Source organism: Streptomyces sp. NPDC052101, from assembly GCF_040680235.1.
GTDB lineage: Bacteria > Actinomycetota > Actinomycetes > Streptomycetales > Streptomycetaceae > Streptomyces.
In genome coordinates this window covers 183,376-204,785 of sequence record NZ_JBFAWH010000004.1, presented here as the reverse complement: position 1 = coordinate 204,785, position 21,410 = coordinate 183,376, and the positions used below count along the sequence as shown (strand labels likewise).

The window sequence follows — 21,410 nt, the reverse complement described above, 5'->3', positions numbered from 1 at the left end:
CCTCGGAAACGGGCCGCGAACGGTCACCGGGGCCCGCTGCACGGCGGACTCAGCAGCATGATGCCGACCAAGCCGACCAGCATGGTCGTCGCCGAGACGATCAGCGGTCCGCGCACCGGAGTCCGGGTGGGCGAGCGGCCGCGAGAGCAGCGCGGAGACTGCGCCCACCGGCAGCGGCAGGAGCCCCGCCGCCACGGTGGACATCCCGTGTGCGGCCTCCATCCGGCGAGCCCCCGGAAGTCGAAGAAGGGCGCGGTCCTGCGCGGCTCCCGGACGACCGTGACCGCGGCCATCAGGCCGAAGACGGCGAGCGCGGCCCGCTCGGGATGCGGCGGTCGCATAAGGAAGACGACCAGCGCACTCATCGCCTGCGCGAAGCCGAGGATGCCGGGCAGGTCGATCCGGTCGGCGATCCGGCGCGGGCCGCTGCCTTGGCGGTCCAGCGGAGGATCCTGGGGCAGCCGGCGCACGGTCATCACCATCGCTCGCGGTGACCGGGATGTTGGCCAGGAAGGCCCAGCGCCAGCCCGCGGCGCCCACGAGCAGTCCACCGAACGGCGGACCGACGGCGGAGGTGGCCATGCCCGCGACCGTGATACCGCCGAGCACCCCGCCAGGCGGAGCCGGGAGACCGGCCGCCGTCGGCCAGGTAGAGCGGGGAGACCAGCACGGCGGCGCTGCCCATGGAGCCGGCGCCCAGGTCGGCCGCGGCCGGACGCTTCAGCCACTCGACGGCCTTCGCCGGCGTCCTTCCGTTCGTCCGGGGCGACGACCCGGTCGACGGCACGGGCCCGTGTGGCCCTCCTCAGGGGTGGGCCTTGAGGAATTCGATCAGTGCCGCGTTGACCTCGTCCGGGCGTTCCTGCTGGGTCCAGTGGCCGCACCCCGCGAGCTGCAGGGGCTCGCGCCACAGGTTGGGCATCAGCTCGGGGAGTTGCGCGATGAGGTCGGGTGTGCCGGGGAAGGCGGGGACGACGTCGCGGTCGCCGTAGATGTAGAGGGCGGGCGGGGTGACCCGGGCGCCGTGCCAGGGCGCGGTCAGTTCCCAGTTCCGGTCGAGGTTGCGGTACCAGTTGAGGGCGCCGGTGAAGCCCTTGGAGAAGCTCTCGGTGAGCGCGTCGAGGTCGTCCTCGGTGAACCACTCCGGCAGCACCTCGGGGTCCTCCATGTCCGCGAGCCAGCCGCGATCGGGGTCGACCAGGGGCTGTTGGCCGTCGCCCGCGTGGGGTGCGTCGCCGGATCCCCAGTAGAAGAACTTCCGCAGGGTGGTGCGCGGGTCCCGGGCGAACTCGGCGTCGGCGACACCGGGGCGGTTGAAGTAGTTCCAGTAGAAGCGGCCGCCGAACATCTTGTCCATGGCGGTCAGCGGAGGCTGCGTCCCCCGGAACGGGGGCGGCACGCTCAGGCCGGCCACCCCGAGCACCAGGTCCGGCCGTAGCAGCGCGGTGTGCCAGGCGACCGGCGCGCCCCAGTCGTGCCCGACGACGTACGCCTTCTCCTCGCCCAGGGCCTGGATCAGCCCGACGACGTCGCCGACGAGGTGGAGGACGGAGTAGGCCTCGACGTCCTCGGGATGGTCGCTGCGCCCGTATCCGCGCTGGTCGGGGGCGACGACGCGGAAGCCGGCCGCGGCCAGCGGGCCGAACTGGTGGTGCCAGGAGTGCCAGGACTCAGGGAAGCCGTGCAGGAGCACCACGAGGGGGCCTTCGCCCTGCTCGGCGATGTGCAGCCGAATGCCGTTCACGTCAATCATTCGATGCTCAACCATGCGTCTGAGCGTACGTGAGGTGATCTTCGAAGGGGCGCCTCGGCCGGCTGACGGTCTGTCAAGTCACTGTAGTTCGACGTCTCCCTCGCCACGGTGGTGGCCGGCAGTCTGCTGACCGTGGTGCCGCCGTCGTTCGGCTGGCTGCTGGCCGGGCGGGTGGCCCAGGGGGCCGGACCGGGCCTGACCGCGCTGATGACGGGCGCGGCCCGCGATCATCTGCCGGAGCAGCGCTCCGGGCCGACGATCGCGTTGCTGTCGGTGGCGTCCACGGTCGGTACCGGCGTCGGCTATCCGCTCGCCGGCCTCCTCACGGATGTGTCCGGGCTGTGGGTGGCCTACGGACTCGGCCTGCTGATCACGGTGATCGCGCTCGCGGCGGCCTGGTGGGCGGTGCCGCAGCCGCCGCCGGGGCGGTCGACAACGGTCGACGTGCCCGGGGCCGCGCTGCTGGCCGTCGCCGTCGTACTGCTGACGGTGTGGGTGCGCCGCGAGCGGCGGTGCGGCAACCCACTGGTGGACCTGACGCTGCTACGGCACCCCGCCGTGGCCGGTTACGGCTTCGGCGTCTTCTCCGCCGCCATGCCGGCCGCGATCCTCGCGGTCACCCCGCCGTAGGAGACCTCCGGCGCCATGAGCTTCAACCAGGTGGTGCGCAGCGTGGGTTTCTCCGTCGGCAGCGCGCTCGGGGACTGGTGCTCGCCGCCCGTACCGCCTCGGGAGCGAGGTTCCCCGCCGAGTCCGGATACACCGCGGCCGCCATGACGGCGACGATCGCGATCAGCCGGGTGCTGCGACGCACCGCCGAGGCACGGCTGCCCTGAAACCGGCCGGCCGGTCGGCCGGTCAGCCCGGGCGCTCCCCGCCCGGCCGGAGCATCTGGCTGGCGGCCAGCTCGCGATAGAGGGCGCTGTCGGCGAGCAACTCCTCGTGGCACCCGCCGGCGACGGCGCGGCCGTCCTGCAGCACCACGATGTGGTCCGCGTGCTGCACGGTGGACAGGCGGTGCGCGATGACCAGCAGGGCGCACTCCTGTGCGACGTCCTTCATCACGGTGGTGAGCGCCGATTCGTTGATCGCGTCGAGATGGGAGGTGGGCTCGTCCAGCAGGAGCAGCGAGGGACGGGCCAGCAACGCCCGGGCGACGGCGACGCGTTGGCGTTCGCCGCCGGAGAGGGTGCCGCCGCGTTCGCCGATGACAGCGGCCAGGCCGCCGGGCAGCCGGTCGACGACTTCTTCGAGCCGGGCCAGTTCGATGACGCGCCGGATCTCCGCGTCCGTGGCGTCGGGCACGGCGTAGGTGATGTTGTCACGCAGGGTGCCGTGGACGACATGGGTGTTCTGGTCGACGACGGCGATGCCTCGGCGGCATGCGTCACGGGTGAGTTCGGTCGCGGGCCGCCCGTCGAAGAGCACGGTGCCGGCGTCCGGCTCGTAGAACCTCGCCACCAGGGCGAACACCGTGCTCTTGCCGGCTCCGGACCGGCCCACCAGGGCCACGTGCCGGCGCTGCGGGACGGCGAACGAGACGCCGCGGAGGACCGGCCGTTCGGGGACGTAGCCGAAGTGGACGTCGTGCAGGGCGAGGGCGGGCTGTTCGCCGCTGACGTACGGCCCGGCCGGCCGTGGTGCGGGCGCGCGGTCCACCGGGAGCCGGGGTGCGGTGGGCTCGACGGGCAGGCGGAGTGCCTCGTCGATGCGCTGGTAGGCGCCCATCCCGCGCTGGACGAGGCCCACGGCGCGGAAGACGGAGGACAGCGGCAGGACGAGGTACGAGGCGTACAGCAGAAAGGCGACGAGGTCACCGAGGGAGCCGGCGTGGCCGCTGACGCGCAGACCGCCGATGACCAGGACGATGAGGAAGGAGCCCTGGACGGCGAGTTCCACGGCGGGGCTCATGACCGAGGCGAGCTTCGCGGCGCGTACCCCCGCGCCGTAGGCGGCGTCGACACGGGCGCCGATCCCGGCTGCCTCGCGCTCCTCCGCGCGGTGCACGCGCACCATCGGCAGCGCCCCGAGGGCGCGCTCCAGATCGGCGGCGATGGCACCGACGGCGTCCTGCATGTGCTCGGACGCGCCCCTGATCCCCGTGAGCAGCGAGGCGACGACCACGGCCGCCGCTGCCACGGTGAGGGCGACCAGGAGCAGCAGCAGGGGGTCGAGCCAGGCCATGAGGATGATCGCTCCGGCGGAGACCAGGCTGCCCGTCACCAGATCGACCAGCGCCTGCGACACGACCTCCCGGAGCAGGGTGGTGTCGGCCGTCACCCGGGAGATGAGGTCACCGCCCCGGTGGCGGTCGTACTCCCTCATCTCCAGCCGCAGCAGCCGGCCCACCAGCCCGTGACGGACCTGCCGTACGACGCCTTCACCCATCCGTTCCAGAAGGAAGCGTCCCGCGGCTCCCGTCGCCGCCTCGATGACGAACAGCGCGCCCAGGAGCCCCAGCAGCGGCCAGATGACCTGTCCGCGGCCGCTCGCGTCCACGACGTCCTTGGCGACGAGCGGCTGGGCCAGTCCCAGGGCCGAGCCCACGAGGGTCAGCACGGTGGCTACGGCGATGGCGCCCCGGTGCCCGGCGGTGAGCCGGTACATCGTGGCCACCGCGGCCCGGGTGGACTTGTCCGCGTCGGCGGCCGCGATCTGACCGCCCATCCCGTCGGTCACCGGTCCGTCGGCCGTGCCGGCGGCTCGACGGCCAGGAGCCGGGCGAAGTAGCCCTCCGGCAGCCCCTCGCCGACGGGACGGCCCTCCGCCTCGATCCAGGCGTGCGCGGTGAAGGGCGGTACGACGCGTACACCGGTGCACCAGGTCGGCCAGGTTCCGCCGAGCCGGCACAGGAGTGCGGCGCCCAGGGAGCGCGGCAGACACCCTTTCGGTCCGGCGCAGCGCAGGCTGGCGGCGCACATGGCGTCGCGTGCGTTCTGGGCCTGCGCGACGGTGGCGGGCCTGGCGCCGCGCCGCAGGATGCCGAGCACGGTGCGGATACGGCGGGGCGGCAGCAGGGCGAAGGCGATGGCGGGGAGCAGGACGAGGCGGGCCGCCAGGCGTCGGGCCAGGGGCACACCGGTGGGCCGCTCCAGCGCGCTGGGCGTCGTCATGAGGCGAGCCCGGAGCCGCGCAGCTGCTGTACGAGCGCCTCGACGTCCCGCAGGGCCTGTGCCTGGTCGATGTCGAACTCCCGGACCAGGGCGGCGGCCGCGTCCGCCTCCTCGCCGCCGTCCAGCAGCGTCCGCACCACCAGGGTGGCAGTCGGGTTCAACTCCCAGTAGGCGCCGACCCGTTCGTCCAGCAGAACTGTGCCGTAGTCGGTCTGGGCGGTGGAGACGTTGTCGCCGAACCGCAGGGGCATGTGAGGGCCTTTCTGACGTGGGGATGCGGTCAGGGTCGGGGGACGGGCGGGTGGCTGCGGTCCATCGCCCGCAGCCACACCTCGGCGGCGATGGTGGAGTACAGGATGGCGTCGGACAGCCCCTTGGAGGCGGGCCGCCGGGCGAGGCGGCGCAGCTCGGCGCCGTCGACCAGGCCCAGCCGCTCCAGCCGTGAGTCCTCCCACAGGGCCTGCAGGTCGGCGCGGTGCCGGCGCAGTCCGTCGGAGGCGTCCATGGCGGCCGTGGCCTTGTTGGCCCGCCGCAGGCAGGTGTCGGGCACGATCCCGCGCATCGCGGCGCTCAGGACGGGCTTGTACTGCCAGGGGGTGACGCGCTCGCTCGGACGTACGGCGAGACACGCCTCGATGACGCGGTCGTCGAGGAAGGGAGAGGCCATCGGCAGGCCGGCGCGGGCCGCCATCCGGTCCCACTGCCGGATGACGCGGCCGCACGAGCGGATCTGCTCCAGGTCGGCGTGGAGCCCGCGGTCCGGATGCAGCGGCGAGGCCGTGGCCGCCGCATCGAGCAGTGCCCGGCGGGCCATCCGGTCGGCCTCGTGCGTGACCCAGCCGAACAGGCGCGGGGCCATGCCCCAGCCGAGACCCGTCGCGACGGTCGGGGCCAGCGGGTCCCGCAGGTGGCCTGCGGCGTCGGTGAGCCACTTGCCGTACGGCCGGGAGTCGGCGACAGCGCGGACCATGCCGCCGAGCGGCCACTGCCACAGCGCCCGGAACCCGCGCAACTGCCGCAGGGCGAACAGCGGACGGGTGCGCAGCAGCCGGTGATAGTACGCCTCGGAGCACCAGGCCACGTGGTCGCCGCCGATGCCGGTCAGGTGCAACCGGCTGCCGCGTGCGGCGAGGCCGGGCAGGTGGTGCAGGACCCGGGAGCGGTCCATCACGCCGATGGTGGGCTCGTCGAGGAGGTCGTCGATGCCGAGCAGGTCCTCGTAGACCAGCGGTGAGGCGTCGGCGTCCCAGACCACGTGCTCGACGTCGGGGAGGTATCCCATCGCCCGCTCGGCCCAGGCCAGGTCGGTGTCCGCCGGATCGCGTCCCGGCCAGGTACTGGCCACCAGGCGGGCGGGGGAGCGGTCGGCCAGGAAGCAGACGGAGGTCGAGTCCAGGCCGCCGGACAGGTCGCAGCTCACCACGCCGCCCTGACGGGTACGTGCGCCGACGGCCTCCTCCAGTGCCTCCCGGATCAGGGGCGCCGCCGCGGCGAGCGGCCGGACCGGCTCCGGCGGCGTCCACCACCGGGTGTGCCGTACGCCGCGCCCGTCCCCGGCGAGGATCACGGCGTCCTGCGGAGCGACGGCGGTGACCGCACGCCACATCGACGTCTCGGACAGCGGATACGGGGCGGGCCACAGCAGCCGTACGGCCAGTTCCTCCAGGTCGGGGTCGAGGCCCAGGACGGCGGCGAGCGTGTCGGCCCGGGTCGCGGCCACCCGCACGCTGTCGATCTCCGCGTGGAAGACGAGTCGCAGTCCGGAGGCGGTGCCCTGCACCCTGACCTGTCCGTCGAGGGCGGCGACGAGATGGAAGCTGCCGGGGAGGGATCGGGCCAGTGCGTCGAGTTCCGCGAGATCACGCAACCGGGCGGCCCGGCGCCGCAGTTCGTCGGCTGGGACCGGGCAGCAACCGACGACGGCGAGGCGGACGTCGCCGGCGTCTGCCGTGAGGACCTCGCTGTCGTGCCAGTGGCCGACCAGCCAGGGCCGGCCCGACGCATGCGCGAGGGTCCGGCTTCCGGGGCGGGCGAAGGAGCGGGCCACGGCGGCCGCGTCCGCACGGTCCGTGAAGACCGTGAAGTGCGCGTCGCCGGGGCCCGTCCCCGCACTTTCGTGCAGATCAGTCATGACGTCGGTCAGGGACCGTCGGTCGTCAGTTCTTGCTCAGGATGAGCCGGTCGTTGCCGTGGCGCTGCAGGAGCCCCGTCTCCTTGCGGAACGTACCGAGTCGGACGAGCGTCGGTGCCTCGTACGCCTTCTTCATGACTACCCCTCCCATGCGGGCTTCCGACCACCTCCCTGACCGACGGCCCAGGGCACTGGCCGAGGGCTGTCGGTCGGCCCAGGGCTCATCGGGAACCCGGGCCGGGAAGCGGACGCAGCAATAGATAGCTGCAGAGCGTGATACCAAGGCAAGAGCCTTCGAGAAGCTCGGATAATATGCAAACTCTGTAATCCTCGGGTTGTGCGCCCCGCGCGTTTTCGTGGTGTTAAGCGCGGTACTTTCTTCCATCCGGCGAGAGCATGCTCGAATAAACGTTTTGACATGCGCCTTGGCAGTTGCTCGCTGCACCTGCCGGACGCGCTTGACGGCGGCCTGGGGCGGCGCCGCCGGGCGCGCACCACGGCCCTGGATGTACTCCCTTCCTGTTCCTGCCGCACAGCCTGTCCGCGTGACTCTGTCCCTCACCGGCGGGAGCGCGGTGCGCCGACGTCACCGAGGGGCCCCGAACTTCGGGCGTCGGACGCTCTCAGAAGGTGGCGTCCACGGTTTCGACACGGCCGTTGAGCCTGGCACGCTCGGCGGCGAGGACGGTCAGATGGCTGAGCAGGGACTCCTGCGGGCCTGACCGGATCACCGACGGGTCACCGGAAGCGACCGCCTGGGTGAAGGCGTCCATCAGAGCCGCGTCGCCGTCGCCATGACTGCCCCCTTCCGGCATCGCCCCCCGCGTGAGGGGTGTGATGACCCTTTGGGTATCGGTGAGGAAGTCGTAGATCCGCAGGCACTGGCCGTCGCCCGACAGCTCGCCACGGGTGCCGAAGATCCGGGTCTTGCGGTGGGCCTTCTTGTTGAAGGCGGTCATGGTGAAGGTGGCGGTCGTTCCGGAGGCGAACTCCATGGCGACGACCTGGTGGTCGACCACGTCGTTGTCGCAGGCGTAGACGCAGCGTCCGTAGGGTCCGTGGCGCAGCGCGTCGTCAAGCGCCTCGGGGGTGGGCTCGTCCACGACGACCGCGAGGGGCCAGCCGTGCCGGCCTCGGGCCAGTTCCTCTGCGTAGAACCGCTTGGCGGAGTAGGCGCAGGTGTGTTCCACCGGGCAGTCGAGGCAGCGGTCCGCCGCGCCGGCGGGGCGGTTGGCCGCGGTGAAGTGGGACAGGCGTCCGAAGCTGGCCACGCGGGTGGGCGGGGCTCCGATGATGTGCTGGAGCCAGTCCAGGTCGTGGCAGGACTTGGCCATGAGCATGGTGGTGGCCTCGTCGGCTCGTCGCCAGTTGCCGCGGACGAAGGAATGAGCCTGGTGCCAGTAGCCGACCGGTTCGAGGTGCTGGACGTTGACGATGTCGCCGATGACCCCGGCGTCGAGAACGTCCTTGAGCGCCCGGGTGTAGGGGGTGTAGCGCAGGACGTGACCGACGGCGAAGATCACCCCGGCTCTTTTCACGGCGGTGACGATGGCCCGGCAGGATGCCTCGTCGAGCGCCATCGGTTTCTCCAGCATGATGTGGTAGCCCAGTTCGGCGAAGGCGAGCGCGGGTTCCAGGTGCATGCGGTCCTGCGTGCAGATCAGGACGGCATCGGCCATCCGGTCTCGGCCCGCCAGTTCCCTCCAGTCGGTGACGGCGTCCCCGGCGTTCAGGTTGTGCTCGTTCGCGAACTTCCGGCGGCGGACTTCTCGCGGCTCGGCAACGGCGACGACGTTCGCCCGGTCGGGATGAGCGAGGACCCAGCGGCCATGGCCCGTACCGCGGTCACCGGCACCGACGACGATCAGGGAGACGGGTGGCATGGGCCGAGACGGTACCCGGGCGACCGAGGCGTGGAAAGTGTGCTCGCTCCCCGTTATGCGCCTCCAGTCTCCGCACGCCCTCCAGGGGCATCGCCCGCCCCGATAGCGCTGCTTGTTCCCTCTTCGGCCCGCGCCTAGCCTTGCACGAGTCTGCCGAAATAAGCCTCGGCCAATTCCTGCGTGTGGAGCCTTGATTCGTCGATGCAGAGATATCCGGAATCGAATTCATGTGACGCTCCACAGCTTATGGATGTGTCAAGCAGCGACCCTGTGTCGGGCGCTACGACAGTTCCGTCACCCGGCCTCCGAAGGAGAAGTCTGGCATGGATGCTGAGCCCATTGCATTGGTAGGTATCGGGTGCACTCTCCCCGGTCAAGTGCACGGGCTGGATGACCTGTACACAGTGCTCCGGGAAGGGCGGGACTGCGTCGAGGAGATCCCGGCGAGCCGCTGGGACGTGGACCAGTTCTACGACCCCGACCCGCTGGCTCCGGGCAAGACCTACATCCGCCACGGCGGATTCGTGGACGACGTCGACCGCTTCGACGCGGCGTTCTTCGGGATCTCGGACGCCGAAGCGGTCCGTATGGACCCGCAGCACCGCTTGCTCCTGCAGACCGTGTGGCACGCCCTCGAACACGCCGGGCAGGACCCCGACGAATTCAGGGGTACCGACACCGGCGTCTTCCTGGCGCTGATGAACAGCAACAACTACTCCCTCCTCAAACACGAGATCGAGGGCCTGAAGGGCGTCACGGCCTACGACGCGATGAGCGACGCGAACAGCATCAGCGCCGGCCGAATCGCCCACTTCCTCGACCTGAAAGGGCCGTGCTTCGCGGTCGACACAGCCTGTTCCGGATCGCTGGTCGCCCTGCACCTGGCCCGGCAGTCCATCCTCACCGGCGAGTGCGACTCGGCCGTCGTCGCCGGCGTCAATCTGATCCTCAACCCCGATGTCCATGTCGCCTTCTGCAAACTGGGGTTGTTCTCCCGCAGCGGGCAGTGCCGGGCGTTCGACGCCAAGGCGGACGGCTACGTCCGCAGCGAGGGCTGTGTGGCCGTGTTGCTGCGCCGTCAGTCGCTCGCCGAGGAACGCGGCGACCCCATCCTGGCCAGCATCGTCGGAACCGCCATCAACCACGACGGACACACTCCCGCGCTGACCGCCCCCAACGGGCGGACCCAGGAGCAGGTGATGCGCACCGCGCTCTCCCGCAGCGGTGTGGACCCCGCCCAGGTCGACTACGTCGAGGCGCACGGCACCGGAACCCCGGTCGGCGACCCCATCGAGATGGGCGCCATCGCCAGGGCCTACGCCCGGTCCCGCACCCCGGACCGGCCGCTGTACGTCGGCTCGGCGAAGAGCAACTTCGGCCACACCGAGGCCGCCGCCGGACTGCTCGGCGTCGTCAAGGCCGCGCTCTCGCTGCACCGGGAGACCATCTACCCCAGCCTCCATCTGGACCGGCTGAACCCCAAGATCGACCTGAACGGCGCCTCGGTGGCGGTCCCCACCGAGTCCGTGCCCTGGCCCCGGACCGATCTCCCGCGGCTGGCCGCCGTCAACTCCTTCGGCTACAGCGGCACCAACGCCCACGCGATCCTGCGGGAGGCGCCCCGGCCGAGCCACCGCGCCGCCGCCGCGAAACCGCGCCCGGCCGAACTGCTGGTGCTGTCCGCCAAGTCCCCCGCGAGCCTGGACGCGCTGGCCGAGCGCTGGGCGCAGTACCTGTCCCGGGCCGAACCGGAAGCAGTGCCGGCGGCCGTCTTCACCGCCGCCGCCGGGCGCGCCACGCACCGCCACCGCCTCGCGGTGACCGGGCGGGGCGGCATCGAGATCGCGGGCGACCTCCGTCTGTGGCGGACCCGCCGCACGCCGCCGTCGGTCACCTGCGGGCACCCGGCGAAGCCGGCCAGGACCGCCTTCGTCTTCACCGGCCAGGGCGCGCAGTACCCGGGCATGGCCCGCGAACTGTACGACAGCGAACCGGTCTTCGCCGCCGCCGTCGACCAGTGCGCCGAGCTGCTCGACGCCGAACTGCCCGCGCCGCTACGGCAGATCCTCTTCGAGGAGCAGTCCCCGGGGGCGCTCGACGACACACGCCTGGCCCAACCGGCCCTGTTCGCCGTCGAGTACGGGCTCGCCACCCTGCTGCGTTCCTGGGGAGTCGTCCCGGACGCGGTGGTCGGGCACAGCATCGGGGAGGTCGTCGCCGCGTGTGTCGCCGGCCTGCTCTCCGTGGAGGATGCCGCCCGCTTCAGTGCGGTGCGCGGCCGGCTCATGGGCGAACTGCCGCGCGACGGAGTGATGCTGGCGATCGACGCCGCCCCGGAAACCGTGCGGGGCTGGCTGTCGGGGCGGGAGGCGGACGTCTCCGTCGCCGCCGTCAACGGCCCGCGCGCCGTGGTCGTCTCGGGACGGGCCGAGGCCGTGGACGAGGTGGCACGCCTCGCCGAGGCCGAAGGCGGCCGGACCACCCGGCTGCGTACGTCGCACGCCTTCCACTCGCCGCTGATGGACCCGGTCCTGCCCGAGCTGGAAAAGGCGGCCGCCGGGCTGCGGCCTACCGCCCCGGCCGTCCCGGTGTTCTCCAATGTGACGGGCGAGGCCCTGACGGGCGCCGAAGGGCCGGAGTACTGGAGCCGGCAGGCTCGCCGCCCGGTCCGGTTCCACGACGGTATGCGTGCGGTGGCCGCGCTGGGCTGCACCGTGGTCGTCGAGATCGGCCCGCACCCCGCTCTGCGCAGTCACGTCCCGGAGGCGTTCGATGACGCCGGTGTGACGGTGATCCCGACCCTGCGGCGGGATGGGCGGGACGTGCGCAACCTCCTCGCCGCCGCCGGTGCCCTGTACACGGCCGGGGCCGCCGTCGACCTTCCCGCGCTCTACCGAGGCCCGCGCTACCGCCGTACCTCCGCCGCCCCGCAGTACCCGTTCCGCAAGGACCGGTACTGGCTGAAGCCCGCCCCGAACGCCGACCGCGGCGAGGCGGCGTACACGGCACCCCCGCGGCAGGAGCCGTCCGCCGCGCCCACGGCCGTACCGCGTCAGGCCGCCCCGCGGACCGTCCACCGGCACGAGGTGCCGCCGGGAACGCCCTGGGCGGACCACCGCATCCTCGGGTCGACCGTCTTCCCGGCCACCGGCCATCTGGAACTGGCCGTGGACGCCTACGCCTCGGCCGACGGCCACGCCTGCGAGCCGGTCGAGTTGACCGACGTCGACTTCCTGCGCCCGCTGGTCCTGGCCCCGGCGAAGCCCAGCGCGGTCCGGGTGGACCTGGAGGGCGACGGCCCTTCGGCGGGGGGCCGCTTCCGGTTCACCGTGGCCGGCGGCGACGGAGACGGCCAGTTCCCCTACTGCCAGGGGAAGGTAGGCCCGGCCGTGCGCCACAACGGCTCCGGGACACCTCCGGAACAGCTGCGCATGGCGATGCCCACAGTGGTGCCGCCCGGTCGGCTCTACGGGCTGCTGCGGGAGGAGGGAATGGAGTACGGGGCGAGCTTCTCCACCGTTCGCGAGTTGTGGCTCGACAAGGAAGGCGGGCAGGCGCTCGGCCGGATCACGGCCGCTCCCGACGGTGCGTCACGCGTGAGCCATGCGCACCGCTTCGCGACCATGCTCGACGGCTGTCTGCACCTGACCGCCGCGGCGGCTCAGGAGGGCGCGGCCAGGGGCGCCCACGTACCCGTCGGCGTAGGCCGGATGACGGTGCATGGCCCGCTCCCCGATCAGATCTGGGGCCACGTCCGGCTGCGGCCGAACACCACCGGGACGGCGTTCACAGCCGAGTTGCGCGTCCTGGACGACACCGGGAACCTCCTCGCCGCCCTCGACGACATCGAGTTCCGGAGCATCGCCTCGCTGACCGGCACCTCCGCGGCCCAGGCCGCACCGGTCGAGAGCCGTCTGCGGGGGAGCGGTGACTGGCGACGGGAACTGCGGGAACGCGTCGAGCCCCTGCCGGCCGCAGAGCGCCTGCAGGCCCTCATCGGCTGGCTCACCGACGAGATCATCGACACCCTGGGGCGGATGTCGGCCGAGCTGGAGATCGACCTCCATGATCTCGACCCGTCCCTGGCCCTGCTGGAGATCGGCCTCGACTCACTGAGCATCACCGAACTCCAGCGCCGCATCCAGGAAAAGCTCGACTTCCGCTTCAAGGCGATGGAGGCACTGGAGTATCAGAGCATCGAGGAACTGGCGGATTACCTCCTCCACCGCGTGATCCTGGCAGACCCGGCCGCCACCGCCCACCGAGACTCCTGACCACTGCCTCCCGCCGGGCCGGCAGACACCCGGCAGATTCCGCCCAGAGGGGAAGTGCCAGCCACCATGTTGAGCCCCGACCACATCGACAGTTACCTCGACAGCCACCTCGCCGAACGCCAGGTCAACAAGATCCAGCACGGATTCCCGTCCCCGAGGTTCTGGAACGAGCCGTCCGTGCCCCTGGACGAGATCGGTGCGGACCGCCGGCGCCTGCGTGCCACGGGCGACCAGTCCCATGTGTTCCTCTACGTCGGCGTCCCGTACTGCATCCAGACCGACCCCGGGAAATGCGGCTACTGCCTCTTCCCCGTCGAGGAGTTCCAGGGCAACGCCGCGCTCGAGAACTACTACGGGTATGTGGAACGCGAAGCCGAGATGTACCGGGAGCAGATGGAGGGCTCCGTCCTCGCCGGAGCCTACTTCGGAGGAGGCACCTCCAACCTCTACCGAGCCCCTGTCTACCACCGGCTGATGGACATGGTGCGCCGCCTCTTCCCCGAGATCTCGGACCGGGCGGACCTCACCCTGGAGGGCATCCCGCAGCTCTTCTCCCGGGAGAAGATGCAGGCCATCCGTGATTCGGGGATGAACCGGATCAGCATGGGCGTCCAGCAGATCAACGAACGGCTCAACAGCTTCAGCGGCCGCAAACAGACGACCAAACACGTTATCCAGAGCCTGGAATGGGCCCGTGAACTCGGCCTGGCCGCCAACGTCGACCTCATCTTCGGCTGGCCGCAGCAGACCGTCGACACCATGCTGGAGGATCTTCAGACCCTGGTCGCCTGGGACGTCTACGACATCACCCACTACGAGCTGAACGTGGGCGGTCCCACCGACTTCGCGCTCAACCGCTACCACGAGCTGCCCAGCACGCTGGCCAACCTGGAGATGTACCGGGCGGGACGGGACTTCCTGCTCGATCACGGCTACGAGCAGCTGTCGACGTACAACTTCCGCCGTCCCGGCGACCCCGCGGCCCGGGACTTCCGGGAGGGCTACCTCCCGCGCTTCGAGCACATGGACACCCTCGGGCTCGGCTACGCGGCGATCACCTTCTTCGGTAACCCCGCGCTCGCTCCCGGCCGTTCCTGGTCGTTCATCAACCACCGCAGCCTGCCGCAGTACAAGGCAGCCGTCGACGACGGCCGGTTCCCGGTCGAGCGAGGGTTCAGGCACACGCCCGACGACTGGCTGCTGATGGTGCTCTTCCGCAGTCTCATCAGCACGGAGATCGACCGTGGGCAGTACCGTGCGGCCTTCGGCCTCGACGTGTACGAGAAGTTCGCCACCGTCTGGGACGCACTGGCCGAGCGGGGCTACGCGGCCGTCACACCAGAGCAGATCAAGCTGGTCGGCGACGGCGCGTTCTACGCCCCCATGATCTCCACGCTGATCGCCGAGGAGCGCTACCGCGAGCTGCGTGAGGAGGCCGCACGGCGCAAGAGGGAATCCCGTCGGCCTGCCGCCGCGATGCCGGGGGCGAGCAGTGACGGCTGACCTCCCGCTGGCGGGCCGCGGCTGCGTGGTCACCGGAGGATCGCGCGGCATCGGCGCCGCCGTCGTCCGGCTGGCGCTGGCCCAGGGCGCCGACGTCGTCTTCGGCTACCACCACGGCGAGAAGCAGGCCCGCGCCCTGGCCGACGAGCTGCATGCCACCCACCCGGGGCGGCGCTGCACCCCGCTGCACACCGATGTCTCGGACACCGCGGCGGCCGAACGCTTCGCCGCCTCGGCCCTGGACCACCTGGACCGGTTCGACGTCCTCGTCAACAACGCGGGCATCACCCGCGACACCCTCTTCGCCCGCATGGGCCCCGAACAGTGGCACCAGGTCGTCGGCACCAACCTCGACAGCATGTACACCATCACCAAACCCCTGCTCATGCCCCTGGTGAAACAGCGCAGCGGCGCCATCATCAACATCGCCTCCTCCGCCGGGCTGCACGGCACCCCCGGCCAGACGGCCTACTCCGCCGCCAAGGCCGGGATCATCGGCTTCACCAAGGCGCTGTCCAAGGAGATCGGCGCCCGGGGCGTCACCGTCAACGCCGTCGCCCCCGGTCTCATCGAGACCGACATGACGGCCGCGATACCTCAGGACAGAGCCGAGTTCCTCAAATCCCTGATTCCCGGCCATGCTTTCGGCTCCCCGGAGGACGTGGCACACCTGGTGTGCTTCCTGGCCTCCGGCCGGGCCCGCTACATCACCGGGCAGGCCATCGAGATCTCCGGCGGCCTGATCGTGTAGCCGCCGCACCGGGGGTGCCGGCGCGCGGCGCGCCACTTCGGCGCGCCCTCAGCCGACGCCCCCGTGGCCGCTGCCCACCCGCAGCAGGCCTTCCTGGGCGAGGGTGGCGACCAGCACCCCGTCGCGGGTGAAGACCCGGCCCAGGACCAGACCCCGTCCACCGGCGGCCACCGGGGTCTCGTGGGCGCAGAGCAGCCAGTCGTCCGCGCGGAAGGGGCCATGGATCCACACGGTGTAGTCGAGGCTCCGGCCGCTGGCGTGGAACCACGACACCCCGTGGCGGACCAACACCGTCTCCAGCATGGTCACATCGCAGACGTACACCAACAGGCAGGCATGGAGCAGCCGTTCACGGCCGGCGGTCGCCTCGGCCGGCACCTCGCCCTTGACGCGCACCCACACCTGCGTCCGGGAGGACAGCAGCGCCGGGTCCTTCTCGGCGTCGAAGCTCAACGGCCCGACGAAGCGGGTCTCGTACGGCTTACCGAGGGGGCCGACCGCCTCACCGAACACCTTGGTCAGCCGCTCCTCGTAGGTCGGCAGGCCCGCCGGGTCCGGGACGGACGGCATCGGGTCCTGGTGGCCGAGGCCCGGCTCGGGACGGTGGAAGGAGGCGGTCAGAGCGAAGACCTCACGACCGCGCTGGACCGTATGCACCCGCCGGGTGGCGAAGGAAGCGCTGTCCTTCACCCGCTCGACCCGATGGGCGAAGGGCGCGGTAGGCAGGCCAGGCCGCAGAAAGGAGCAGTGCACGGAGTGCACGGGCAACTCGTCGGCCACCGTACGGCCGGCAGCGGCCAGCGCCTGGGCAGCCACCAACCCTCCGTACACCGGGGAGGACTGCTCCACGGGAGGGCGCCCGAGGAAGTGCTCCCCGTCATCCCCGCCGGGCGCGAGGCCGACATCCAGGAGGCCGAGCAGTTCCAGCAGCGCGCGTTCCTGATGCATGGGCCCCGCTTCGGCTCGGCGTCAGTGCTCGGGAGCCAGTATCCCCAGCTCAGGGCCCGCCCAGCAATCGAACTGGCAGACAGCGACCGGCGGTTCCCCACACCAGCGGCCCATGGCCCGGACAGAGTGAACAACCCAGGGAGGTCCTGTCATGTCGGACCGCGTCAGCGCGGCACTGTACCGGCGGCGCGTCACCGTGCTGTGGGTGAGCGCAGTCACCCTCGTCCTGGCCTGGATCGGCGGCCTGGGCGTGGAACACCGGCTGGTGCACGGCGGTTTCTCCGACCCTGGCGCACAGTCCGCCCGCGCCGCACGCCTCGTGGCCGAGCACTTCCCCTCCGCCGGTGACGACCTCGTGCTGCTGCTGCGCGGCACGACTCCCGTCGACTCAGCGGAGATGACGTCCCTCGGTACCGCTCTGACCCGGCGCGCCTCGCAGACCCCGGGTGTGCGGGCCGCCACCTCGTACTGGACGGCGCGGCGCGCGCCCTCGCTGCGCTCCCGTGACGGTTCCATCGCGCTGGTCACGCTCTCCCTGAGCGGTGACGAGGACGACCGGGCGAAGACCGCCGACCGGGTGGTACCGGACATCCGACGGCACGCGCAGGGGCTGACCGTCCTGGCGGCCGGCCCCGCGCAGGTGCAGTCGGAGGTCGGCAGGCGCACGGCACACGATCTGCTGCTCGCCGAAGCGATCGCCGCGCCGATCACCCTCGTCCTGCTCCTGCTGATCTTCGGCGGCACGGTGGCCGCCACCCTGCCGCTGCTCATCGCGCTGCTGTCGGTCCTGGTGAGCCGGGCCGTGCTCAACGCCCTTGCGGGCGCCGTGCCGATCTCGGTGTACTCGATGAACTCCACCACCTCGCTCGGCCTCGGACTCGCCATCGACTACAGCCTGTTCATCCTCGCCCGCTTCCGGGAGGAGCTGCGCGCCGGCGCCACGGTGCGGGAAGCCTTGGGCCCCACCGTGCGCCGGGCCGGCCGTACGGTCGCGTTCTCCGCGCTCACCGTGGCCCTGTCCCTCATCGCGCTGCTGGTCTTCCCCCAGTTCTTCCTGCGTTCCTTCGCCTACGGCGGCATCGCCGTCGTACTCTCCGCGGCGGCAGGGGCGGTATTCGTCCTGCCCGCGCTGCTGGCCGTCGTGGGCCATCTCGTCGACCGCTACGACGTCTTCGCCCGGCTGCGCGGCCCGGCACGGAACGCGGCAGGCCCGCCGGCGGCCCCCGAGAACGGACGCTGGTACCGGTTCGCCACGGCGGTGATGCGCCGCCCGCTGCTCTACGGCTGCGGCGTGGTGGCCCTGCTGGCCGTCCTCGCGTCCCCGTTCACCCGGGTCGCCTCGGGCCTGTTCGACGACCGCTCACTACCCGCCTCCTCCCAGGTGCACCGCGCCACGCAGACGCTGCGCGACCGGTTCGACGCCGATGCGCTGGGAGCCGTCCCGGTGGTGCTGCAGGGCACGCGGCGGGACCGGGTGCGGAGCCTGGAGACCTACGCCCGGGCGCTGTCCGCGGTGCGCGACGTCCGCCGGGTGACCGCGGCGCCCGGCAGCTACGTCGGCGGGCGCCGGGTCCACGGGCCGGGCCCGGCCGCTGCCGCCCTGGTGGACGGCGACAGCACGCTGCTCCGCGTGGTCTCCGCGGTGGAACAGGATTCCTCCGCCGGCACCCGGCTCGTCCGCCGGCTGCGGGAGGTGGCGCCGCCGGCCGGGGCCTCGGTGTCGGTGGGCGGACGCGCCGCCGAGGTCGAGGACAGCACCGCCGCCATCGCCCGGGCCACGCCCGCCGCGATCGGCATCGTGGTGGGCTCCTCCCTGCTGCTGCTCTTCCTGTTCACCGGGAGCGTCCTGATGCCGGTGAAGGCACTGGCGCTCAACACCCTCAGTCTCAGCGCCACGTTCGGGGCGATGGTCTTCGTGTTCCAGGAGGGGCACCTGTCGTTCCTCGTGGGCAGCCCACCGCACACCGGCACACTGGACGCCACCATCCCGATCCTGACCTTCTGCGTGGCTTTCGGGCTCTCCATGGACTACGAGGTCTTCCTGCTCGCCCGCATCCGCGAGCGCTACCTGCGCACCGGCGACAACACGGAGTCCGTCGCCTTCGGCCTCCAGCACACGGGCCGCATCATCACGGCCGCGGCGGTCCTCGTCGCCGCCGTGCTGTTCGTCTTCGCCATCTCAGGGGTGACACTGCTGAAACTGCTCGGCGTCGGCCTGGCACTGGCGGTCGTACTGGACGCTACGCTCGTCCGAGCTGTGCTCGTGCCGTCGTTCATGCGGCTGGCCGGACGGGCCAACTGGTGGTCCCCCGGGCCACTGCGCCGCCTCCATGACCGTGTCGGGCTGCGCGAGGACGCCGCACAGCACCGCCACCGACCTGAGACCAGGGCTCATGGACACAGGGATGCTCCTTCCGCCCTCCCACCTGGTTCATGAGACCGGCCTGATTCATGAGACCGGGCCGCAGCGGCCTCGCTGGGGCGGCCGCCGTGACCGGCAGGAGTGAGGGCCTGCAACTGGGCGCGCATGCCGTCCCTCAGCCCGGTCGCGGGAGTCCGACCGAGCAGGGACCGGGCTCGATGGGTGTTCGCTCGGGTGAGGGGGACGTCGCCGTCGCGCGGGCAGTCGGACTGAACCCGGACCTTCCGGCCACGAAGCGGTTCGCCGGTCAGGGCAGCCCGCAAGACCCGGTGGAGGAACATGCCAGGCCGCTGGCGCGGGCCGTAGACGGTGAAGTACCGCAGCGCCACCACACTCGTGGGACAGGATGACCGGGCGGCGTGCGCGAGGCAGAGTTGCTCCCCGGCGAGTTCGGTGACCGCATAGGGGGAGACGGGATGGAGTCGGTCGCTCTCCTGGCTCGGTGCGCCGCAGGTCGGCACCTCGCCCGGATCACTCGACCAGGCCGAACGCGAGGTGCTGCAAGTGGAGGACGCCGTCGGCGCCCTCTGATGCACCTGCCCCGCACTATCAGCCCACCCTGTCCCCTGCCAGCTCCTCCTCGATCAGATCGGCGGCCCGGCGGGTGCCGCCCTCGGCGCGCACTTCAGACCACAGCCATGCCGAGCGAGCAGCGACCTGCGGATCGCCGATGAGTTCCATCAGAGCTGTACGCAGCGTCGCCGCCGTGACATGTGCGGTGTCGATCCGGCGGGCGACGCCCAGTTCGACGAGCCGGTCGGCGTGGAGGCACTGGTCGGGTCCGTTCGGTACCGCGATCATTGGCACACCGGCGTACAGGCCCTCGCTGCTGCTGCTCACACTGGTGTGCGTCACCCATGCGTCCGCATGTTCAAGGATCGGCAGCGGAGCCACCCACGGCCGCACCTCGAAGTTGCGGGGGACCCGCTCGACCAGATCGCTGCCACCGCCCGTCTGCAGCACCACATGCCACCCCGGGAGGTCCGCGAACGCTGCCACACACTGGTGGTAGGTCTCCTGCGGCCCGAGGTACGCCGAGCCGGTCAGCGACACCAGCAGCACCTTCTTCGCACCGGCCGGCCGCATCCAGCCGTCCTGCTCCTGGCCGGTGCCGAAGCACGGGCCGACGAAGGTCACCGCCTCGGTGTCGACATGGTCCGCATGCGGCTGCATGGCGCGCGGGATCATGGCCAGCACTCGCGGCGGGTGGCCGGTGAACTCCGCCACGTTCGTGGTCACCGCACCGCACCGGGTCAGCCAGGCGGCGAACCGCGCTCGGTATGCGAGTCCTCCGGGCAGCTGGGCGAACGCCGCACCGATCTCCTCCTGGGCACCTTCCCAGGCCACATGCGCCGCGGACAGCTGGACGAAGCCGCGGCCCTGCGCCTCGGCCAGCGCGCGGCCCGCGTACGCGCCGACGTCGTAGAGGTAGAGATCAGCGGGATCGTCGTCGTACGCGGCGCGCAGCTGTGGCAGCACGGCCGTCGCCTCGTCGAGGAAGAGGGAGGCGGAGGCGATGGGATCCTGCGGCCAGGAGCGGTCGGCGACCGGAAGAGTGGACGTGATGCCGACCAACTCGGCGCCGGTGGAGGTGATCAGCTCGACGAGGGGGTCGGCGGTGGCGTACGTCACGCGATGACCGCGGGCCACCAGCTCACGGATGATCTCCAGACTGGGCAGCACATGGCCGACCAGAGGCGTGCCGACCATGGCGATATGGGCAGGACGGGGCATAACCGGCCTTCCTTGGATAGAGGGCTACGGCAGAGCAACGCTGAGGAGCCCGACTGGGCAACGCAGTCCGCGGACCGAACCGCCCACACGTCCTCCAGCGGGCGCCACAACCCCGAACCGTCCGCGGCTGCCTACGCCACCTCGAACCCGGCTCCCAGCGGTCCGGCTCAACCGCCACCAGCGGCTTCGCCCCTCGAGGGGACGAGGCGTATGGGGCAGATTGGGCGGCGGAGGCTGCACCGCCGATGAGCAGTTGGTGGGGTGGGTGGGTCGAGGGCCGGTGGGACGAGGTGTTCCTCGCCACGAAGTTCGGCGTCGTACACAGCGAGGCCAACCCGCGTGCGCGGCGCGTCGACTCGACCCCTGGGTATGCCCGGTGCGCCTGCGAGGCGTCGTTGCGACGCCTGGGCGTAGATCACATCGACCTGTTCCACCTGCACCGCCGCAACCCGGATGTGCCGGTGGCGGAGACCATGGACGGTGTGGCCGAGCTGGTGGCCGCAGGCAAGGTGCGCTACCTCGGTCTGCCGGAGGTCAGCGCCGGAACACTGCGCCGCGCCTGTGCCGTCGCCCCGGTCGCTGTGCTGCAGAGCGAGTACTCGCTGTGGACCCGCGGCCTGGAGCGGGGATCCTGCCGGCGGAGTACGCGGAGGAGCGAGGTGGTGACGACGCGGGCGGCGCGGCCGATCAGCAGCACGCGGCATGGGGACTTCCCGCGACGCACAAGGTCGTAGCCCTTGGATCTCGACATGCCGAACGCCTGGGCGGCGTCCTCGACGCTCGCGGTACCACACCGGCCATTGACGCCTGCCCTGCTCCGCTCGGCGCTGTCTCCACGTGTTCCCGATGACGCAGCACGCTGAGTGCGTCGCGAGCCTTGAGCCTGCTGAGAAGGGTC

General features: G+C 71.5%; 18 protein-coding genes. 7 read left to right on the top strand and 11 right to left on the bottom strand.

Annotated features, from left to right (window positions below):
* Positions 1 to 23: 23 nt before the first annotated feature.
* Positions 24 to 470 carry a hypothetical protein gene (locus AB0L75_RS11055; RefSeq protein ID WP_365178549.1) on the bottom strand — a complete coding sequence of 149 codons (447 nt, stop codon included), beginning with the start codon at positions 468 to 470 and terminating at the stop codon, positions 24 to 26.
* Positions 471 to 805: 335 nt separating this feature from the next.
* Positions 806 to 1,768 carry an alpha/beta hydrolase gene (locus AB0L75_RS11050; protein WP_365178546.1) on the bottom strand — a complete coding sequence of 321 codons (963 nt, stop codon included), beginning with the start codon at positions 1,766 to 1,768 and terminating at the stop codon, positions 806 to 808.
* Positions 1,769 to 1,861: 93 nt separating this feature from the next.
* On the opposite strand from AB0L75_RS11050, the gene AB0L75_RS11045 reads away from it, so the two are divergent.
* Positions 1,862 to 2,383, top strand: coding sequence for an MFS transporter (locus AB0L75_RS11045; protein WP_365178544.1), 522 nt, complete (start codon positions 1,862 to 1,864; stop codon positions 2,381 to 2,383).
* Between the two features lie 77 nt (positions 2,384 to 2,460).
* A complete protein-coding gene (locus AB0L75_RS11040) occupies positions 2,461 to 2,589 on the top strand; it encodes a hypothetical protein (RefSeq protein ID WP_365178541.1) in 129 nt (42 codons plus the stop codon).
* Between the two features lie 22 nt (positions 2,590 to 2,611).
* Here AB0L75_RS11040 and AB0L75_RS11035 read toward each other — a convergent pair whose 3' ends face one another.
* The 6 genes from AB0L75_RS11035 to AB0L75_RS11010 form a co-directional block, all read right to left on the bottom strand.
* Entirely contained in the window at positions 2,612 to 4,420 is a 1,809-nt protein-coding gene (locus tag AB0L75_RS11035) for an ABC transporter ATP-binding protein (protein WP_365178912.1), read from the bottom strand.
* An 8-nt stretch (positions 4,421 to 4,428) separates the two neighbouring features.
* Positions 4,429 to 4,866 carry a lasso peptide biosynthesis B2 protein gene (locus AB0L75_RS11030; protein WP_365178539.1) on the bottom strand — a complete coding sequence of 146 codons (438 nt, stop codon included), beginning with the start codon at positions 4,864 to 4,866 and terminating at the stop codon, positions 4,429 to 4,431.
* On the bottom strand, positions 4,863 to 5,117 hold the full coding sequence (locus AB0L75_RS11025; RefSeq protein ID WP_365178536.1) for a lasso peptide biosynthesis PqqD family chaperone: 255 nt from the start codon (positions 5,115 to 5,117) through the stop codon (positions 4,863 to 4,865). Before AB0L75_RS11025 ends, AB0L75_RS11030 begins: the two co-directional genes overlap by 4 nt.
* A 29-nt stretch (positions 5,118 to 5,146) precedes the next feature.
* On the bottom strand, positions 5,147 to 6,997 hold the full coding sequence (locus AB0L75_RS11020; RefSeq protein ID WP_365178533.1) for a lasso peptide isopeptide bond-forming cyclase: 1,851 nt from the start codon (positions 6,995 to 6,997) through the stop codon (positions 5,147 to 5,149).
* 25 nt (positions 6,998 to 7,022) lie between these two features.
* The gene (locus AB0L75_RS11015) at positions 7,023 to 7,133 is read right to left on the bottom strand and encodes a keywimysin-related RiPP (protein ID WP_107407388.1); all 111 of its coding nucleotides are present in this window, start codon (positions 7,131 to 7,133) and stop codon (positions 7,023 to 7,025) included.
* A 487-nt stretch (positions 7,134 to 7,620) separates the two neighbouring features.
* Positions 7,621 to 8,880, bottom strand: a complete 1,260-nt coding sequence (locus tag AB0L75_RS11010) for a Gfo/Idh/MocA family oxidoreductase (RefSeq protein WP_365178529.1) — start codon at positions 8,878 to 8,880, stop codon at positions 7,621 to 7,623.
* 323 nt (positions 8,881 to 9,203) lie between these two features.
* Between AB0L75_RS11010 and AB0L75_RS11005 the strand changes: the two genes are divergently transcribed.
* The 3 genes from AB0L75_RS11005 (at position 9,204) to AB0L75_RS10995 (ending at position 15,408) form a co-directional block, all read left to right on the top strand.
* Entirely contained in the window at positions 9,204 to 13,154 is a 3,951-nt protein-coding gene (locus AB0L75_RS11005) for a beta-ketoacyl synthase N-terminal-like domain-containing protein (protein WP_365178526.1), read from the top strand.
* 66 nt (positions 13,155 to 13,220) lie between these two features.
* Entirely contained in the window at positions 13,221 to 14,657 is a 1,437-nt protein-coding gene (locus tag AB0L75_RS11000; protein ID WP_365178523.1) for a radical SAM protein, read from the top strand.
* Entirely contained in the window at positions 14,647 to 15,408 is a 762-nt protein-coding gene (locus AB0L75_RS10995) for an SDR family NAD(P)-dependent oxidoreductase (protein ID WP_365178521.1), read from the top strand. Before AB0L75_RS11000 ends, AB0L75_RS10995 begins: the two co-directional genes overlap by 11 nt.
* Before the next feature lie 48 nt (positions 15,409 to 15,456).
* On the opposite strand, the gene AB0L75_RS10990 is transcribed toward AB0L75_RS10995, so the two are convergent.
* Complete coding sequence (locus AB0L75_RS10990; RefSeq protein WP_365178518.1) at positions 15,457 to 16,356, bottom strand: acyl-CoA thioesterase domain-containing protein; 900 nt, start codon at positions 16,354 to 16,356, stop codon at positions 15,457 to 15,459.
* A gap of 151 nt (positions 16,357 to 16,507) precedes the next feature.
* On the opposite strand from AB0L75_RS10990, the gene AB0L75_RS10985 reads away from it, so the two are divergent.
* On the top strand, positions 16,508 to 18,793 hold the full coding sequence (locus AB0L75_RS10985) for an MMPL family transporter (RefSeq protein ID WP_365178515.1): 2,286 nt from the start codon (positions 16,508 to 16,510) through the stop codon (positions 18,791 to 18,793).
* On the opposite strand, the gene AB0L75_RS10980 is transcribed toward AB0L75_RS10985, so the two are convergent.
* Together AB0L75_RS10980 and AB0L75_RS10975 are read right to left on the bottom strand one after the other, a co-directional pair.
* Positions 18,748 to 19,239 carry an NAD-dependent epimerase/dehydratase family protein gene (locus AB0L75_RS10980; protein WP_365178512.1) on the bottom strand — a complete coding sequence of 164 codons (492 nt, stop codon included), beginning with the start codon at positions 19,237 to 19,239 and terminating at the stop codon, positions 18,748 to 18,750. The genes AB0L75_RS10985 and AB0L75_RS10980 overlap by 46 nt on opposite strands.
* 88 nt (positions 19,240 to 19,327) lie before the next feature.
* The gene (locus tag AB0L75_RS10975; RefSeq protein WP_365178509.1) at positions 19,328 to 20,512 is read right to left on the bottom strand and encodes a macrolide family glycosyltransferase; all 1,185 of its coding nucleotides are present in this window, start codon (positions 20,510 to 20,512) and stop codon (positions 19,328 to 19,330) included.
* Positions 20,513 to 20,757: 245 nt separating this feature from the next.
* On the opposite strand from AB0L75_RS10975, the gene AB0L75_RS10970 reads away from it, so the two are divergent.
* Entirely contained in the window at positions 20,758 to 21,246 is a 489-nt protein-coding gene (locus tag AB0L75_RS10970; RefSeq protein WP_365178506.1) for an aldo/keto reductase, read from the top strand.
* The last annotated feature ends 164 nt before the right edge of the window (positions 21,247 to 21,410 follow it).

Coding starts and splice junctions, on each gene's coding strand:
- AB0L75_RS11005 (WP_365178526.1), top strand. CDS start 9,204: ATGGATGCTGAGCCCATTGCATTGGTAGGTATCGGGTGCACTCTCCCC.
- AB0L75_RS11015 (WP_107407388.1), bottom strand. CDS start 7,133: ATGAAGAAGGCGTACGAGGCACCGACGCTCGTCCGACTCGGTACGTTC.
- AB0L75_RS10975 (WP_365178509.1), bottom strand. CDS start 20,512: ATGCCCCGTCCTGCCCATATCGCCATGGTCGGCACGCCTCTGGTCGGC.
- AB0L75_RS10970 (WP_365178506.1), top strand. CDS start 20,758: ATGAGCAGTTGGTGGGGTGGGTGGGTCGAGGGCCGGTGGGACGAGGTG.
- AB0L75_RS10985 (WP_365178515.1), top strand. CDS start 16,508: ATGTCGGACCGCGTCAGCGCGGCACTGTACCGGCGGCGCGTCACCGTG.
- AB0L75_RS11030 (WP_365178539.1), bottom strand. CDS start 4,866: ATGACGACGCCCAGCGCGCTGGAGCGGCCCACCGGTGTGCCCCTGGCC.
- AB0L75_RS11050 (WP_365178546.1), bottom strand. CDS start 1,768: ATGGTTGAGCATCGAATGATTGACGTGAACGGCATTCGGCTGCACATC.
- AB0L75_RS11010 (WP_365178529.1), bottom strand. CDS start 8,880: ATGCCACCCGTCTCCCTGATCGTCGTCGGTGCCGGTGACCGCGGTACG.
- AB0L75_RS11035 (WP_365178912.1), bottom strand. CDS start 4,420: ATGGGCGGTCAGATCGCGGCCGCCGACGCGGACAAGTCCACCCGGGCC.
- AB0L75_RS11025 (WP_365178536.1), bottom strand. CDS start 5,117: ATGCCCCTGCGGTTCGGCGACAACGTCTCCACCGCCCAGACCGACTAC.
- AB0L75_RS10990 (WP_365178518.1), bottom strand. CDS start 16,356: ATGCATCAGGAACGCGCGCTGCTGGAACTGCTCGGCCTCCTGGATGTC.
- AB0L75_RS11000 (WP_365178523.1), top strand. CDS start 13,221: ATGTTGAGCCCCGACCACATCGACAGTTACCTCGACAGCCACCTCGCC.
- AB0L75_RS11020 (WP_365178533.1), bottom strand. CDS start 6,997: ATGACTGATCTGCACGAAAGTGCGGGGACGGGCCCCGGCGACGCGCAC.